Source organism: Acinetobacter nosocomialis NIPH 2119, from assembly GCF_000368085.1.
Classification (GTDB): Bacteria; Pseudomonadota; Gammaproteobacteria; order Pseudomonadales; family Moraxellaceae; genus Acinetobacter; species Acinetobacter nosocomialis.
Map to the genome: position 1 here is coordinate 1,172,612 of NZ_KB849239.1, position 15,894 is coordinate 1,188,505.

The window sequence follows — 15,894 nt, forward strand, 5'->3', positions numbered from 1 at the left end:
TTTTAAAGCTCCTTTTTTATTTGTCCTGTAACTTTTAAAAGCTAAAAGTTGTAGAAAATTGAGCTGTGCGAGGATTACCTAAGAACAGATAGTCATCCCCCATAAATGCCCCTACATCACGCCAATATTTCTTGTTAAATAAGTTATCAATATTGAATCTAAAAGTTGTGTCATGCCCAGCAAAATTTGTTTTATAGGCAGCACCAATATTAAAGACACTATATCCGCCTACTTTTGCAGTTCCCTCTTTGTTTGCATATTTACTGCTACTATATTGCATACCACTGAGTAATCTTAATCCTTCAACTGACGGTACTTTATAAGATAACTGTGCAGTTGCGCGTACCTTTGGTACATTTTGAGTTTGATGACCTTTGTAGCTGTCAGTATCAATATCAACAAGACGAGATTTGGTAAAGGTAATGCCAGAGCTTACATCAAGTGTATCGGTTAAGGCGCCTGTTAAACCTAACTCAATACCTTGATTGTGTTGTTCGCCTTGCTCAACAAAATCAAAAGTTCCATCTACATTCACTTGGCTATATTGATTGTCTTGTTTTAAATCAAAAATAGCTGCTGTTAATAAGAAGTTGCGTATTTGTTGCTTAACACCAAATTCATATTGTTCAGAATTTTTCGGTGATAGAACTTCTAGAGCATTATTAGCAAACCAAGGAGCTTCGCCACCATCTGATAAACCTTTAGCATATGAAGCATAAAGATTAGTCGTAGCAGTTGGACTATACATGAGTGCTAATTGTGGCAAAAACTTATTTAAATCGGTATCTCGGCTTTGCTGCCCATCTGAATTATAAGCTTGCTCATCAAGGTGAATAAGTTTTCCACCAAGTAGGGTTGACCATTGATCATTAAATTGAACTCGGTCAGAGATTGTAAATGCAGTTTGATCACTCTCTAGAGCTTTGTAACGATCGCCTGGACTTTCCAATGAAGGATTGTAGTCGACCGTATCTTCATAAATATTGCCTGTTCCTACTGCTACATTCAGTGGTGTATGGTGTTTTAAGGTTTTATATGTACGTTGTAATTCGAAAGCGATTTGATGCTGAATATTGCCAGTATTGAATTGGCCATTTAACCCAGCAGCAAACTGGTTAGTTATACGTGTGTCATCTGGACTACGATAGTCATAAATATCATAATTTCCGTGTTTATCAAAAGTATTGCCCAAGCCCGTAACTTCACAAATGCTGCTATAACAGCCCCATGGGAAAGCACTATTGTCATCAATCACAACACGGCTTTGTGATGCACTTAAGCTACCATTCCATTGATCGTTAAATGCATATTGATATTTCAAGCTCGCATTTACACTATTATTTACAACAGGTTTACTCCAAGACTGATAACCCAATAAACGGTCTTGATCTACATTTGTTGGTACTTCTTGCCCATCAAGCAGTTGATAGCCGGGTACAGAACGTTGACTTTGATGCTGGGCTTCAATGTCAAACAGTAGTTTAGAGCGATCATTAATTTTCCAGTCTAAAGCTACTGAACCAAACTCACGCTTACCATTTGCATGATCAACATTTGGATGAATACTTTCATGTGCTAGATTGATTCGATAACCGAAATTATCATTAATAAAGCCGCCGACATCCGTTGCCAGTGTATAGCCGCCTTCTGAATTTGCATCGACCGTAATATTTTTAACATCGGCAGGTCTTTTGGTTACATAGTTAACAACACCACCTGGCGTCGACATACCACTTTGAATTGCAGAAATGCCTTTTAAGATTTCAACTTGTTCTTTATTTTCTAAAGCTACATTTTGCTCGCCACGTATGGTATGGCCATTAATGAGATAACTTGAACCTAAATCGAGTGCAAAACCCCGTGCTACAAAGTTTGGATAGTAGCCAATAGCAGCGTAGCCATCGCCTAAGGATGAATCATTTTTAATAACATCAGTTAAAGTTTTTGCGTGTTGATCTGCTATACGTTCAGAAGTAATGGTTGTAATAGATGCAGGAACTTTTTTTACTTCACTAGTTTGAAAGCCAGATAAAGTCACTTTTTTTGATGAGTATAATGCATCATTATTTTGTGTAGCGTTCACAGTAATGGTTGGGAGCTGCGAAACCTCCACTTCATTTGCATAAACGACAGATGTTATGAGTGCAATAGATGAAGCTAATGCTGTTTTAGAGCATGTCATGAAGTGAAGATTTAACGAACGTCTTTCCATTGAATAGTTACCTGCTATTGCGAGCATAATTTATAAGGCTAAAAATGGTTATCTCCCTATTTTCAGCCACGCAAGAATACAGGCACACATATTGAGAAACAATACATTCTGTATTTTTTCGATTAAGTGAATTTTGTCCGAATTTTTGAACTTATCATTATATAAATTTTATTTATTTTCTTGAGAATTGAGACTATAACTTTTTAAGTATTATCAAATATTCAAATTACACTTAAGCTCAAAATGGAACCTAAAAAGGAGAAAGAGAATAGAAAAAATACTGGTATTAAATTAGCTCAATGATTTTAAATATAATTCATTATCAAATTGAGCGTAAGGAAATGTTCGATCATTGGTTAAAATATCTTTAAATCGAACAAAAGGACGTAATCTCACTAGAAACGAATTTTAAAATTAGAAAAAATGAATGGTTAGGAATTTTAAGGACGTGCTCAGGGTTGAGTAACTTTTACTGTTTCATTCTCTTTTCTGTCTAGCATACCTAAAAAATTCCTAGTTTTTGTCTACAAAACGATGGATGTAATATGACATATACTCAGGAAGAAAAACGTAGTCGAATACGTGGGATTGTAGGCGCAGCCTCTGGTAATTTAGTCGAATGGTTTGATTTTTATATTTATGCAGTATTTGCTGCTTACTTTACTCAAGCTTTAACCGCACCTGATATGGATAGTACGACCAAGTCTATTTATGTTTGGGGGGTATTTGCCGCAAGCTTCTTTATGCGTCCGATTGGAAGCTGGCTATTTGGTCGTATTGCAGATCGACATGGCCGAAAGAAGTCGATGATCATATCAATCTGTTTGATGGCTTTAAGCTCCTTTTTGTTTGCAGCTTTGCCTACTTATGATCAAGTCGGTTTATTTGCTCCTTTTCTGTTACTCCTTGTTCGTCTACTTCAAGGCTTATCAGTGGGTGGTGAATATGGCGCCGTTGCTACTTATATGAGTGAATTAGGCTTAAAAGGTCAGCGTGGTTTTTACTCATCTTTCCAATATGTCACCCTCTCTGGTGGTCAATTGCTTGCAAGCTTACTGGGCGTTATTTTATTGACGTTCTTAAGTGAACAACAATTACATGATGGCGGTTGGCGTATTCCATTTGTTATTGGTGGTATCGCAGCAATTTTATCTTTGCTTGCACGTAGTCGTTTAGAAGAAACGCTTTCTCATCAAGACAGCGAACGAAAAGAGTCTGGTAGCTTAAGAGAACTCTTTAAAAAGCACTGGAAAACCTTTTTATTGGTGGTTGGATACACTTCTGCTGGTTCATTAACGTTTTATGTAGAGACTGTTTATTCAAAAACCTATTTAACCAACTTAGGGATGGATGGAAAAACCGTTGGTTATATCATGACCTTCGCGCTATTTGTTTATATGTGTGCTCAACCTGTATTTGGTGCAATTTCGGACCGTATTGGACGACGCTCTTCAATGTTGGCATTTAGCTTATTGTCCGCCATTTTTATTTATCCAGTCATGGTGATCGGGATGCGTGCCTATATAGATTCTCCGATCATCATTACATTGCTACTCATCTTTATGATGATGTTACTCAGCTTCTATACTTCCATTAGTGGTTTGGTAAAAGCTGAAATGTTCCCACCTCATGTGCGGGCTTTAGGTGTAGGTTTCTCGTATGCAGTAGGTAATGCGCTGTTTGGTGGTTCTGCACCTTCAGTTGCCTTACAGTTCAAAGCTGCCGGAATTGAAAATACCTTCTTTATATATGTGATTGTCATGCTGATTATCTGTTTCTTATGTAGCCTTGCGCTTCCTAAAAAACCAGATTATTTAGAACATGATCATTAATTAAATAAGATGCCTTCTGTCCCAAGCAGAAGGCATCTTTTAGCTCTTAGCAAATTCTTTTAAAAAAGCCCACGGAAAAATCCCTTTATCATGCCCATCATTAAAGCAAATTTGGGCACCATAACCTTGATCAAACATAGCTGTCACTTCAACATTTTGATGCTCTATTTTAATTTGTTTAATCCGCTTCGCTCGGCAAAAGCCACATGGGCAAATTTCCCTTAAACTTTGATGACTCAGACATACGCTTGAGCCATCGGTCCATATAAAGTGAACCTGCTTATTTATAGTGTCGACACGGATATCAGGTCTGATTTGCATACTTCACCTCACCAATTTGATTTAATCCAATACGAATCGCTTTTCGTACTTCAGGATCCGGATCATTTTGATGTTGTTCCAATAACGTCTGAGCTTCTGATGTGCCGATTTCGCCGAGTGCTAAAGCGACTTCTTTACGCAAGTTACTAATTTCATGCTTAAAGTTATCAGTCAAATGAGCAACTGCCAGATGCGATTTTAGTAGTCCCAAGCTCCGTACTGCTGCAATACGTACTTGCCAATACAGGTCTGATACAGCATGAATTAATGGAGCTTCGAGCTGAACTATACGTAACTTACCAATCGTAAGTGCAGCTTCCACTCTTAGTTGCCAGCTTTCCGAAGTTAAAGAATGTTGAAGTGCTTGGATGACCTCAGTTGATATACTCTGACTATAAGCCAAACCACCTGTTGCAATACGGCGGACCTCATCATCTGTATCTGTTTCTGCAATTTTTGCCAATATCGTAATCGCTTGGTCTTGTTGTAACCAACTTAATGCACTGACTGCCTCACGGCGTACAAATGCATCTTCGTGGTGTACCAAAGCAGATATCTCTTCAAATAATTGGTGTGGTCGTAAAGGTTTTAAAGCACGCAGAATTGCACTAAGGGCAAAAGTATCTGTATGCTTTAAATACGGTGCCAGTATCTGGGCCGATGCCGGATTTTTGACTTCACTTAAACTCTGGCTGGCAGCTTGTCTCACATTCAGATCAGCATCAAATAAGGCTTGCGCCAATACTTGCAAACTGGTTGGGTCTTCCCAGCTTTCTAAGTTTTTTGCCGCTTCTTCCCGGACTAAAGCTGAAGAGTCGTGTTGTAGTGCTGTATGCAACCAAGGAAGTAAATCTGGATTTTCTTCATCACCAATATTCATTAAAGCGACGAAGCGAATCTTTTCATCTGGGTCATTGAGCTGTGCGAGAAATTCCTGATTATATTCATCGAGGTCATCTAAAGCTTGATAATAAAAACTCATTCGTATTCCTTAATTTGTGATTTCTTTCCAAGCCCTAATGGATTTAAACGGCTTAACTCTTCTTGTTGAGTAGCTTCTTTTAAAGACTGGATGCAATGTTTTTTAATGGCTGTAAATTCACTACTCGTTACAAGCTCAACATCCCGTGGACGTTCAAACTTAAGCGAAATTTCCTCAATAATCCGTCCTGGTCGATGGCTCATAATCAACACTCGGTCGGCTAAAAAAAGTGCCTCATCAATATCGTGGGTAATAAATAAAACCGACGTTTGGATTTCTTGCCAAATTTCGAGTAATAGCATTTGCATTTTTAAACGAGTTTGAGCATCTAAGGCACCAAAAGGCTCATCCATTAATAAAATGCGAGGTTGATTAATCAGTACTCTCGCAATTTCAACCCGTTGCTGCATGCCACCAGAGAGTTCGGCTGGAAATTTATGTTCAAAACCTTTAAGCCCGACCAGATCAACCATTTTCTTAGCTTGTTCAATACGCTTTTGTTTGGCGATGCCTTTCATTTTTAAACCAAAGGCAATATTTTCGAGCACGCTTTTCCACGGAAATAAGGTATGTTGCTGAAACACCAAACCTCTATCTGGATGCGGTTCAAATATCGATTCATCATCGACCGTTAAAGACCCAGAACTAATCGGTAAATGCCCTGCCAAAGCACCTAATAATGTGGATTTACCGCAACCCGATGGGCCCAGTAAACAAATAAATTCGCCCGGTTGTATTTCGAAATTAACCCGATCTAATGCCTGAAAACGATTTTTAGCTTGCCCTAAATGTAGAGATAGATTTTGAATACGTACATGGCCTTGTGTAACTGACATTTTAAGACTTCCTCAATTGATACCATGGAGTAAATCGGTTTCCAATCACACGCACCAATGTACTGCTAAACATACCCAATGCTCCTATGAGCACCATGCCAACCACGATATTGCTATAGTTTTGCAAGGTGAAAGATTCCCATGTGAAGTATCCAATTCCATGTTGCCCCGAAATCATTTCGGCAGTCACTAAACAGAACCAGCAAGTACCCATTCCAATGGATAAACCAGTAATAATATTCGGTAATGCCCCCGGAATAATGACTTCATGAATAATGGCAAGATCAGAAGCACCTAGACTTTTTGCAGATGCAACGAGTCTTGGATCAACTGCACCAACACCATGTACCGTGTTTAATAAAATTGGAAATAAAGCCCCAATGAACGTAATAAAAATCATGGAAGCTTCTGATGAGGGAAAAATCAGAATTGCTAAAGGAATCCATGCAACTGCTGGTATTGGACGTAATACTTCTAATGGTGGCATTAGAAATGCAGCCAGTTTTTGGTAACGTCCTGCCAACAAACCAATACCTACACCAATTAGAGCCGCAAGCACAAAACCAATCACTACACGAAACACACTAGATTCAACATGTTCAAATGCAGCGCTGAGTTGAAAAAAAGCCCATAGCGCATGAATGACATCTAAAGGTGTCGGGACATTGCTAAAGTTCACAAAGCCTAAATTTACTTTAAACTGAGCAAGTCCTTGCCAAACTGCTATCCAAAAAGCTATAGATGTAAAAGCAATGACATAGCTTTTTAAATGCGTCGGATATGATCTCAACTGCTGAAAAAATTTAATCAAAAATGTACTTTGGTTTTTAGGTTTTGTCTGGACTAAACTACTCATTCGTCACCTCCTGCTTATTAGGTAAGACAACACATCAGCTCTGGGTTACAAGCTGAATAGCTTTAAAGTCATATACTTTTCCGCCCTGTTGTTTAGCCCATTTTTCAGCATCATCTTTTAATAAAAAGGCGTGAATTTGTCCTGCTTTATCTGTGGCATACCATGCCAAATTGGCAAGTAATTTAATGTCGGACTGATGATCTTGGCTATAAACCACACGCACTGTTTTTCCATTGGCTTGTATTTTCTTTAAATCAGAAAAAGCATGCTCAGGCGTTTCATAGCTACGAACTTTTTCTTCACCCTTTACCCAAATTTGAGTCACCCGACCAAATGTCTTGATGGGTTGGCCCGTTAATGCGTCATTGGCAACCAAAGGTGATTTTGCATAGTCGGCCAGTTGCTGGCTGTAATTAAGCCCAGATGCCTGAGATGCATCCTTAATGTATTGATCATCAATAAATTTATTTACATCAAGCGTACCGTCGTTTTTGCCTAAAACTTTTAAGGTGTCTATCGCGATTTGAGTTGCTTTTCGATATTCAGGTTTCCACGTTAAGTCACGAGTTTGCAGACCTAGTGGACCATGAAATAAATAGACGACTTCGGCAGGAATACCGGTTTTTTCAGCAATCAGTTCACTATATTTTTCTGGTTGTTCCCGAATTAGACGATTCGCTTCAATGGTTGCCTGTAAATAAGCTTTTATAACTTCTGGATGCTGCTGTGCATAATCCTTGCTGGCAAGCGAACCATGAAATGTGGGTGATTTTGCTTGAGAACCATCATAGATTTTTTTGGCAAAACCTTGGTAAGCAAATAACTCGCCAAATGGTACGAAGTCAGCATGCGCAGCAATCTTATGACTTTTTAATGCAGGTCCGGCCACTTCTGGCGCCTGAGCAATCACTTTAATATCTTTATCAAGTTGCCAGCCTTCTGCTTGAATCGCTCGTAGCAACAGTCCATGAGCAGTTGAGGCAAAAGGTACAGAAATGGTTTGTCCTTTTAGTTCTTTAAGCGATGTTACTTTTGAGTCAATTGGAACAACAATCGCATTGCCGCTACCATTAATACTGCCTGACAAAGGGGCTAAAAATATGCTTTCTTTGCCAGCTTTTTTAAATGCCGCTAAATTATTAACCGCAGGAAAGTCTGCCATTGCTCCCAAATCTAGACGTCCAGCCACCATCTCACTGGTAAGTGGTGCACCAGAGGTAAAATTTTTCCATTGAATGTCATATTTAACATTCTTGTATTTACCATCTTTGGGTAAATATTTTGGTAATAAATTCAATTCACGAATCAGCAACCCACCTGTTGCACAGTTAATGGTCGTGTCTTGTGTACCAATGGCGACACGCACAGTTTCTGTTTTACTGCCGCACCCCAAAGTGCCGAGTACCATGGCACCAATTAAGCTACTGAGTAATAGTTTTTTATTGAGCAATTTATTTTGTCTCATGTTACGTATTCCAAATTAATTATTTGAGTAGGTATGGGATATTTACTTTGACTGCATCTGTTGGGCAGTCCTTTTCACAAGGCATGCAATACCAACATTCATCAAATTGCATATAAGCTTTTTGAGTTGTTGGATCGATTGCCAATAAATCCATTGGACAAACATCTACACAGACAGTGCATCCTTTATCAGCAATACATTTATCTTCATCGATAATGACGGGTGCGACAGTACGGTGCTGTACTTCTTTAAAAATAAAAGCCATGATTTGAATTCCTGATTTATTTAGTCTGCTAGAGCAACATCTTTTTGAATGCGTAAACGGTCATACGACACAGCTTCATTTTGATTAATCGGAACCACATAAGGCTCGATTGGCTTTTTGAAACTAACCATGTTCCCGTATTCATCTTTTTTCAAATGCGCGTGACAGAACCAATCCAAGTTATTTTTTTGAGGGAAATCTGCTCTATAGTGATACAGTCCCCAACGGCTTTCTTCTCTAAACAGTGAAGCTCTTGCTGCCATTTCCGCGCAATCTCGAATAAAAGAAACTTCAGCGGCGCGCATCAGCTCATGCGGGTTCCTTGCAGAGATTCGCTTAATATCTTGTTTAATTTCTTCAAAACGCTTGAGCCCAATTTCCATTTTTTGGCGAGTTTTAGGAGGTTGCAAATAGTCATTTACAAAACGGCGCAGCTTATATTCCACTTGTTCTGGAGGTAAACCTTCTGAGCAATCTAGTGGCGCAAATATTCGAGCTTTTTCTGCTTCTATTTCACTTTGGTTTAATTCGCTATCTTCAATTGTATTCACATATTGCGCAGCATTTACACCCGCAAACCAACCGTAAGTAAATGCTCCAAGCATATAGTTATGAGGTACAGCCGCCATATCGCCAGCACTGTATAATCCCTTAACTGAAGTCTCAGCTTTTTCATTGACCCATACGCCAGAAGCACTGTGTCCGCTACAGAAACCAATTTCTGAAATATGCATTTCCACCATATCTTGACGATAATTGGTTCCTCGGCCCTCGTGGAAACGACCACGGCTTGGGCGCTCATTGGTATGCAAGATTTCTTCAATAGTTTGAATCGTTTCTTCGGCCAGATGATCTACTTTTAAATAAACAGGACCATTACCACTTTCCAGTTCTTGGTAAAACTCCCACATCATCTGACCACTCCAGTAGTCACATTCAATGAAACGTTCACCTTTACTATTGGCCGTATAACCTCCTAAAGGACCAGTCACATAGGCACAAGCTGGGCCGTTATAGTCTTTAATCAGTGGATTAATCTGGAAGCATTCCAAGTTTGCAAGCTCAGCACCTGCATGATATGCCATTGCATAGCCGTCACCTGCATTGGTTGGATTTTCATAAGTACCCATTAAGTAGCCGGAAGCTGGCAAACCTAAACGCCCTGCGGCACCACAACATAAAATGGCTGCTTTCGTTTTAATGACATAAAAGTCACCACTACGACAGTCAAAACCAAGTACACCATTGATTGCACCTTGCTCATTTTTTAGAAGCTTTGTGGTGACAATCCGATTATTAATTTTGACTTGAGCACGCTTTAATTGACGATATAAAACTTTTTTAACATCATGTCCTTCGGGCATTGGTAAAACATATGCCCCCATGTGATGTACTTTTTTTACTGCAAATTCACCTGTCTCATCTTTTTCAAACTTAATGCCCCATTGATCGAGCTGTTGAATGGTTTTGAAACTATGCTTTGCATATGCATATACAGTGGTTTGATTAACTACCCCATCATTAGCAATGGTAATTTCTTTGGTGTATTGCTCAGGTGTCGCATATCCCGGAATAACAGCATTATTCAGCCCATCCATTCCCATTGAAATCGCCCCACTGCGTTTTACATTCGCTTTTTCAATGAGCAAGACTTTTAAATTCGGGTTTTCTTGTTTTGCTTTAATCGCAGCCATTGGCCCTGCAGTTCCACCACCAATCACCACAATATCAAACTCAAGATATTTAGTTTCCATTGTAAAATCCTTATTTTTATTTGAGTTATTAACGATGAATACGTAAACGGTACTGGAAGGTATCGCCTGAGAAATAGAGATATTCATAGTCAATCGGTTGACCATTTGCATCGTGAGTCAAACGTTCGACCCGTAATACCGGAGTTCCGATTTCGACTTGCAACAAGGCCGCTAATTCTTCATCCGCTACAGTGGCATCAATACTTAAATCTGCATGCCCTAAAGGAATGCCACATTCTTGTTCTAATGCTTTGAAAATATCGGTTGTGCGTAAATCAATCGCTTTTTCTTTAAGTTTCAAACCAATATGTTCTGGCAAATAAGTCAACTCATACGATACTGGCTGACGGTTGAGTAAACGAACACGTTGAATTTCATACACATTGGCTTTAACAGGTAACTTTAATTTCGGTACTACATGCATCGGGACCTGCCTAAGCTCGGCCGAGATGACACGGTTTAAAATTTCGTGACCAGCAGATGACATTGCTTCTGCAAAACCTTGCAAACTTGAAATGTTCTGGAACGTTTTTGGCTTGCTTACAAAGGTCCCTTTACCTGGCACCTTAAAAATATAGCCTTCCAACTGTAATTGGTTGAGTGCTTGGCGAACTGTGATTCGGCTTACACCGAACTGTTCAGCAAACTCGTTTTCAGATGGAATTTGACTCAGTACGGCGTATTCGCCATTTACAATTTTGTTAAGGATGAGTTCCCTTAACTGATCGTAAAGAGGCTTATGATTTTTAGCATCTGGGGGTAGCTGGCTCACGGCTCACAACCTGTTATAACAACTTGAGCAAATAATGTTTAAAATGTTTCAGCTTTGGAAATAATTTAAAGCGATAACTTTAGTTAAAAAAATAATTTCAATGAATATCAATAAATTAATTAATAGCTATCTATAAAAGTTAAATGGTTATCATAAAAAATACATTTGTGTTTGTTATGCTATAAAACATACTCCGTTGTGCCATAAACGTAAAAATTACTATTATTTTTTAGGGGATAATATGCAACAAAAACAATTAAATACCCCTGATGATTCAGTGGAACAAGTCACCTTCTGGCAAGCCTTCTTATTTTGGCTCAAGCTTGGTTTTATTAGCTTTGGGGGGCCAGCTGGACAAATCGCTGTGATGCATCAGGAACTGGTTGAACAAAAGCGCTGGATATCTGAAAAAAGATTTTTACATGCACTGAACTACTGCATGTTGTTACCTGGACCTGAAGCACAGCAGTTAGCAACCTACATTGGTTGGCTTATGCACAGAACTGCGGGAGGTTTAGTTGCCGGTATTTTATTTGTATTACCCTCTTTATTTATTTTAATTGGGCTGTCTTGGATTTATATAAAATTTGGAGACGTTCCGGTTATTGCGGGTATTTTTTACGGGATAAAGCCTGCCGTCACCGCAATTGTTTTCCATGCGACATACCGTATAGGTAGTCGTTCGCTTAAAAATAGATTTTTATGGTTCGTCGCAATTGCTGCTTTTTTTGCAATCTTTGTCTTAAAACTTCCTTTCCCGCTTATTGTTTTATCAGCAGGCATTGCAGGTTATTTAGTTAGTAAAAAGTACCCTGAGCTACTTTCCTCAGCTGCTGGTCATAAAGCCAGCCAAAAAGATTACGGCCCGGCATTTATTGATGATGAGACTCCAACACCAGAACACGCTAAATTCCACTGGTCACGGTTAGTTAAACTTATTTTTGTGGCAATCATTTTATGGTTATTACCCATTTTAGCTTTAGGCGTATATTTCGGATGGCATCACTCTTATACCCAAATGGCATGGTTCTTCACTAAAGCTGCGCTGCTTACGTTTGGGGGCGCTTACGCGGTTTTACCTTATGTCTATCAAGGAGCTGTCAATCATTTTGCATGGCTTTCACCTACACAAATGATTGATGGACTGGCTTTGGGTGAAACTACCCCCGGTCCACTGATTATGGTTGTTGCCTTTGTGGGTTTTTTAGGAGGAGTCAATCATTCATTACTTGGGTCCGAGCATCTATTTTTTGCTGGTGCACTCGGTGCTGTCATTGTGACTTGGTTTACCTTTCTCTTTTCATTTGTCTTTATTTTTGCGGGTGCACCGATTATTGAATCTACTCATAATGAAATAAAGTTTACGGCACCCCTCACTGCAATTACCGCGGCTGTGGTCGGTGTCATTTTAAATTTAGCACTATTTTTTAGTTATCACGTGTTATGGCCACAAGGTTTTTCAGGGCATTTTGATATTGTTGCAGCCCTCATTACCGTTGCTGCATTTATTGCTTTATTCCGTTTTAACATTACTGTGCTGTATGTCATTTTTGCTTCGGCACTGGTTGGTTTAGGGGTTTATCTTTTATAGAAATTAGTCATGAGTTCTTTAACGTAATTGCGAAGGACTCATGCCATAAAACTGTTTAAAGCGATGACTTAAATGACTTGCTGAACTAAAACCACATACTAGGGCAATGTCTTGTAAAGAAAGCTGAGATGACTGAATGAGTCCTTTTGCCTTAGTTAAACGTCTTTGCATGACATATTGGTGAGGTGCCATATTCATGGACTGTTTAAACATATGAGCAAAATGGTATTCGCTTAAATTCACAACATTTGCCAGATCTGACAAAGTGAGTGCCTGATCTAGATGATCTTCAATCCATTCCTGAATATATTTGAGCTTATGAGGTGCCAACCCGCCTTTAATAATAGGTTGTTGCCATTGAACACTGCTGTATCTTCTAATTAAATGATTTAGCAATAAACTTGCTGTTGTGCTCATTTGCAAATGATTTGAAGAATCTTGCCAATCGCAATCTAGCAAGAAGAACTGATATAAAGCTCGAATCCGTTCATCATCATTAAAGACAACTTCGTTTAACTCAATTTGATTAGGTTCTTTGTCCCATATTTTTTCGGCAACATCACGTAAATGTTGGTCGGTATAATACAAGTGAACAAATTTAAGCCCACCTCGTATATCCCAAGTCGACTCTTGATGCTCAGGTAACAAACAAAAACGCCCTGGCCCGCCACCATTTTTCCAGCCTGAAGGTGTTTTTTGATAACTTTCATAACCATCTTGGATATAGAGACTCAAAGTATGGTGGTCGCTACAGACACTTACACGATCTTGCTGATTAGACCAAAATGCAAGTTGCATATTTTCATCAAGCACCACAGTTTCGTGAAGCTTGGCTTTAGATTGCTGTAGCTGTTCTAAAGTTTGATAGGCCATGCAAAATTAAAACAAATATCATTGAGCTTAAGTTAACCATATTCAGTAAAATTCAGCTAGTTTAGACATATAAAAAACGCAAGATCTTGCATGTACTACACAAGAATATATACGTGAAAAATGAAGCATTCCTAGATACTTAAGCTTGGTAATCGAGGATGAAGTTATGAATATTTTACTCTATGTTGCGGTGGTGTTGATTTGGGGAACAACATGGATTGGAATTGCCGTTCAGAGCCATTATGCAACTCCCGTCGTTGCAATTTTATGGCGTTTTGCCATTTCAGCCTTATTACTTTGGGTTGTTTTACTATTTTCCGGAAAATTACAACGAATTGCTTTAAAAGATCACTTGTTCTGTATGCTGCAAGGCCTTTGTGTTTTCGGTCTAAACTTTATTTGTTTTTATACCGCCGTTAAATATGTAAATAGCGGTTTAGAGTCTGTCATATTTTCCATGGCTGTTTTCTTTAATGCTATTAATGCACTTATCTTTTTTAAGCAGAAACCTTCTCCAAACTTTGCGCCGGCTGCACTTTTGGGTCTAAGTGGTATTGTTTTACTGTTTTGGCATGACCTGATTAATAGTCAGTTTAATGCACAGTTATTAATGGGTATTGGGCTATGTGCAATAGGCACTTACGGTTTTTCTTTAGGGAATATGATTAGTGTTAGACACCAAAAACGTGGCCTAAATATTTTTTCAACAAATTGTTATGCCATGACTTATGGGGCATTGGTGATGCTAAGTCTAGCTTTATTTACTGGACAAGATTTAATGCCGCCGATGAATTTCCCATTTTTAAGCTCGGTACTATACTTAGCTGTATTTGGCACAGTTATTGGGTTCTCTGCTTATTTTTCTTTAGTTGGACGAATTGGCGCAGCCAAAGCAGCCTATAGCACGTTGCTCTTTCCTTTAGTTGCTTTAACAGTTTCTACTTTCTTTGAAGGATATGAGTGGACTTTAAATGCTGTATTTGGAATTTTGCTAATCTTACTTGGTAATTACTTAATGTTTAGTAAGTTTGAAATTGGAAAGAAGTTATTTAACACCCAAAAAAATTGTGAAAAGCAGGCTTAAAGCCTGCTTTTTTATAAATCATAATTAATTTTAGTAGCCCGTTTTTAACATCAGCTCAAAATCTTTTAAAGCTGCGGCTGCTGTGGCTAAAGGCGCAGATGCCCCTCCACTGACCACAAATTCACCCATTTCTTGTGTTAACACCCGAATACATTTTTGAGAACCTTGCAGATGAGCAAACGCATGATTTGCTCGGACTAACCTTAATTCAACACCTGTTTCAATTTGCTGATTTTTAACATGAATAAAACCGACCAGACGAGGAATTACATTTTCTTTTTTCCAGTCACGAATATGATCGGGTGTGACATGACTGATTCCTTGTCTTGGAATATCTTGAATTTTTATATCAGCCCCCAAAACAGTGTTGGCTAATATGGTAATTTTAGCCGCGGTATCCCATCCATCTACATCGAATGAACTGTCAGGTTCCGCAATACCTTTTGTTTGAGCTTTTTCAAGAGATTCTGCAAATGCGCATCCGTGTTGCAACATATCATTTAAAATAAAATTCGTGGTGCCTGTAAACACACCTTCTATTTCTAAAATTTGACAGCCTGCTAAGTTATATTCAAACAAATCAACAGTTGGTAAGGCAGCAGCTGTCGCACCGCTAAAAAATAGTTTTTTATTGTGCTGATGTGCCAAGTTAACTAATTTTTTACCTTCTACGACTAAAGCACCTTTAGATACCGCAATCGCATTCATGTTGTGTGTTAAAGCATAATTTAAATAAAATAAGCCTTTCCCACCTGTTACATAATCACTTGGTCCGGTCTCAATAATGACATCTGCTTGAACCTGTTCTAAAAACTTTTGCTCTGTTAGGCCTTCCTGAAATCGTGTTTTATCTAGCCACTTTGAAGTCTGAAAACCCTCTTGATCAATTAAGCCTGATGATGAGTTGCAGACACCCACTAAACGGGCATCAATTTGATATTTTTGTTTATAGTACGTCGATCGATTTAAAAGGAGCTCTGCAATTTGTTGTCCAATCCGTCCAAAACCACAAATTGCCACGTTAACTCGCTTCATATCGCTTTCTCAAAAA

14 protein-coding genes are annotated in these 15,894 nt (G+C 38.7%); 3 read left to right on the forward strand and 11 right to left on the reverse strand.

Annotated elements, in window-relative coordinates; translation table 11 throughout:
• Positions 1–34 precede the first annotated feature (34 nt).
• Positions 35–2,239 carry a TonB-dependent siderophore receptor gene (locus tag F984_RS09500; RefSeq protein ID WP_025469305.1) on the reverse strand — a complete coding sequence of 735 codons (2,205 nt, stop codon included), beginning with the start codon at positions 2,237–2,239 and terminating at the stop codon, positions 35–37.
• Between the two features lie 518 nt (positions 2,240–2,757).
• On the opposite strand from F984_RS09500, the gene F984_RS09505 reads away from it, so the two are divergent.
• Positions 2,758–4,044: an MFS transporter gene (locus F984_RS09505; protein ID WP_000222732.1), complete on the forward strand. Its 1,287-nt coding sequence runs from the start codon at positions 2,758–2,760 to the stop codon at positions 4,042–4,044.
• A 39-nt stretch (positions 4,045–4,083) separates the two neighbouring features.
• On the opposite strand, the gene F984_RS09510 is transcribed toward F984_RS09505, so the two are convergent.
• The 8 genes from F984_RS09510 to F984_RS09545 are packed head-to-tail and all read right to left on the reverse strand — an operon-like array spanning position 4,084 to position 11,295.
• Positions 4,084–4,365, reverse strand: coding sequence for a gamma-butyrobetaine hydroxylase-like domain-containing protein (locus F984_RS09510; protein ID WP_001167099.1), 282 nt, complete (start codon positions 4,363–4,365; stop codon positions 4,084–4,086).
• Complete coding sequence (locus tag F984_RS09515; RefSeq protein WP_004708870.1) at positions 4,349–5,347, reverse strand: HEAT repeat domain-containing protein; 999 nt, start codon at positions 5,345–5,347, stop codon at positions 4,349–4,351. Before F984_RS09515 ends, F984_RS09510 begins: the two co-directional genes overlap by 17 nt.
• Positions 5,344–6,183 (reverse strand): ABC transporter ATP-binding protein, encoded by an 840-nt coding sequence (locus F984_RS09520; RefSeq protein WP_004708871.1) that lies wholly within the window; start codon positions 6,181–6,183, stop codon positions 5,344–5,346. Before F984_RS09520 ends, F984_RS09515 begins: the two co-directional genes overlap by 4 nt.
• Before the next feature lies 1 nt (position 6,184).
• Positions 6,185–7,039 carry an ABC transporter permease gene (locus F984_RS09525; RefSeq protein ID WP_004708873.1) on the reverse strand — a complete coding sequence of 285 codons (855 nt, stop codon included), beginning with the start codon at positions 7,037–7,039 and terminating at the stop codon, positions 6,185–6,187.
• A gap of 34 nt (positions 7,040–7,073) precedes the next feature.
• Complete coding sequence (locus tag F984_RS09530; RefSeq protein WP_004708874.1) at positions 7,074–8,504, reverse strand: ABC transporter substrate-binding protein; 1,431 nt, start codon at positions 8,502–8,504, stop codon at positions 7,074–7,076.
• A gap of 19 nt (positions 8,505–8,523) precedes the next feature.
• Positions 8,524–8,769, reverse strand: coding sequence for a 4Fe-4S dicluster domain-containing protein (locus tag F984_RS09535; RefSeq protein WP_000864074.1), 246 nt, complete (start codon positions 8,767–8,769; stop codon positions 8,524–8,526).
• Between the two features lie 20 nt (positions 8,770–8,789).
• Positions 8,790–10,523, reverse strand: a complete 1,734-nt coding sequence (locus F984_RS09540; protein ID WP_004708877.1) for a fumarate reductase/succinate dehydrogenase flavoprotein subunit — start codon at positions 10,521–10,523, stop codon at positions 8,790–8,792.
• A 28-nt stretch (positions 10,524–10,551) separates the two neighbouring features.
• Entirely contained in the window at positions 10,552–11,295 is a 744-nt protein-coding gene (locus F984_RS09545; RefSeq protein WP_004708879.1) for a GntR family transcriptional regulator, read from the reverse strand.
• 241 nt (positions 11,296–11,536) lie between these two features.
• Between F984_RS09545 and chrA the strand changes: the two genes are divergently transcribed.
• Positions 11,537–12,886: a chromate efflux transporter gene (gene chrA / locus F984_RS09550; protein WP_004708880.1), complete on the forward strand. Its 1,350-nt coding sequence runs from the start codon at positions 11,537–11,539 to the stop codon at positions 12,884–12,886.
• An 18-nt stretch (positions 12,887–12,904) separates the two neighbouring features.
• Here the strand turns inward: chrA and F984_RS09555 are convergent, their stop codons facing one another.
• Complete coding sequence (locus F984_RS09555; RefSeq protein ID WP_004708882.1) at positions 12,905–13,759, reverse strand: helix-turn-helix domain-containing protein; 855 nt, start codon at positions 13,757–13,759, stop codon at positions 12,905–12,907.
• Between the two features lie 166 nt (positions 13,760–13,925).
• Here F984_RS09555 and F984_RS09560 point away from each other — a divergent pair, with 166 nt between their 5' ends.
• Complete coding sequence (locus tag F984_RS09560) at positions 13,926–14,843, forward strand: DMT family transporter (protein WP_002050038.1); 918 nt, start codon at positions 13,926–13,928, stop codon at positions 14,841–14,843.
• Positions 14,844–14,873: 30 nt separating this feature from the next.
• Here F984_RS09560 and F984_RS09565 read toward each other — a convergent pair whose 3' ends face one another.
• Complete coding sequence (locus F984_RS09565; protein WP_004708885.1) at positions 14,874–15,878, reverse strand: homoserine dehydrogenase; 1,005 nt, start codon at positions 15,876–15,878, stop codon at positions 14,874–14,876.
• Positions 15,879–15,894: the final 16 nt, after the last annotated feature.

Coding starts and splice junctions, on each gene's coding strand:
- F984_RS09500 (WP_025469305.1), bottom strand. CDS start 2,239: ATGCTCGCAATAGCAGGTAACTATTCAATGGAAAGACGTTCGTTAAAT.
- F984_RS09505 (WP_000222732.1), top strand. CDS start 2,758: ATGACATATACTCAGGAAGAAAAACGTAGTCGAATACGTGGGATTGTA.
- F984_RS09510 (WP_001167099.1), bottom strand. CDS start 4,365: ATGCAAATCAGACCTGATATCCGTGTCGACACTATAAATAAGCAGGTT.
- F984_RS09515 (WP_004708870.1), bottom strand. CDS start 5,347: ATGAGTTTTTATTATCAAGCTTTAGATGACCTCGATGAATATAATCAG.
- F984_RS09520 (WP_004708871.1), bottom strand. CDS start 6,183: ATGTCAGTTACACAAGGCCATGTACGTATTCAAAATCTATCTCTACAT.
- F984_RS09525 (WP_004708873.1), bottom strand. CDS start 7,039: ATGAGTAGTTTAGTCCAGACAAAACCTAAAAACCAAAGTACATTTTTG.
- F984_RS09530 (WP_004708874.1), bottom strand. CDS start 8,504: ATGAGACAAAATAAATTGCTCAATAAAAAACTATTACTCAGTAGCTTA.
- F984_RS09535 (WP_000864074.1), bottom strand. CDS start 8,769: ATGGCTTTTATTTTTAAAGAAGTACAGCACCGTACTGTCGCACCCGTC.
- F984_RS09540 (WP_004708877.1), bottom strand. CDS start 10,523: ATGGAAACTAAATATCTTGAGTTTGATATTGTGGTGATTGGTGGTGGA.
- chrA (WP_004708880.1), top strand. CDS start 11,537: ATGCAACAAAAACAATTAAATACCCCTGATGATTCAGTGGAACAAGTC.
- F984_RS09555 (WP_004708882.1), bottom strand. CDS start 13,759: ATGGCCTATCAAACTTTAGAACAGCTACAGCAATCTAAAGCCAAGCTT.
- F984_RS09560 (WP_002050038.1), top strand. CDS start 13,926: ATGAATATTTTACTCTATGTTGCGGTGGTGTTGATTTGGGGAACAACA.
- F984_RS09565 (WP_004708885.1), bottom strand. CDS start 15,878: ATGAAGCGAGTTAACGTGGCAATTTGTGGTTTTGGACGGATTGGACAA.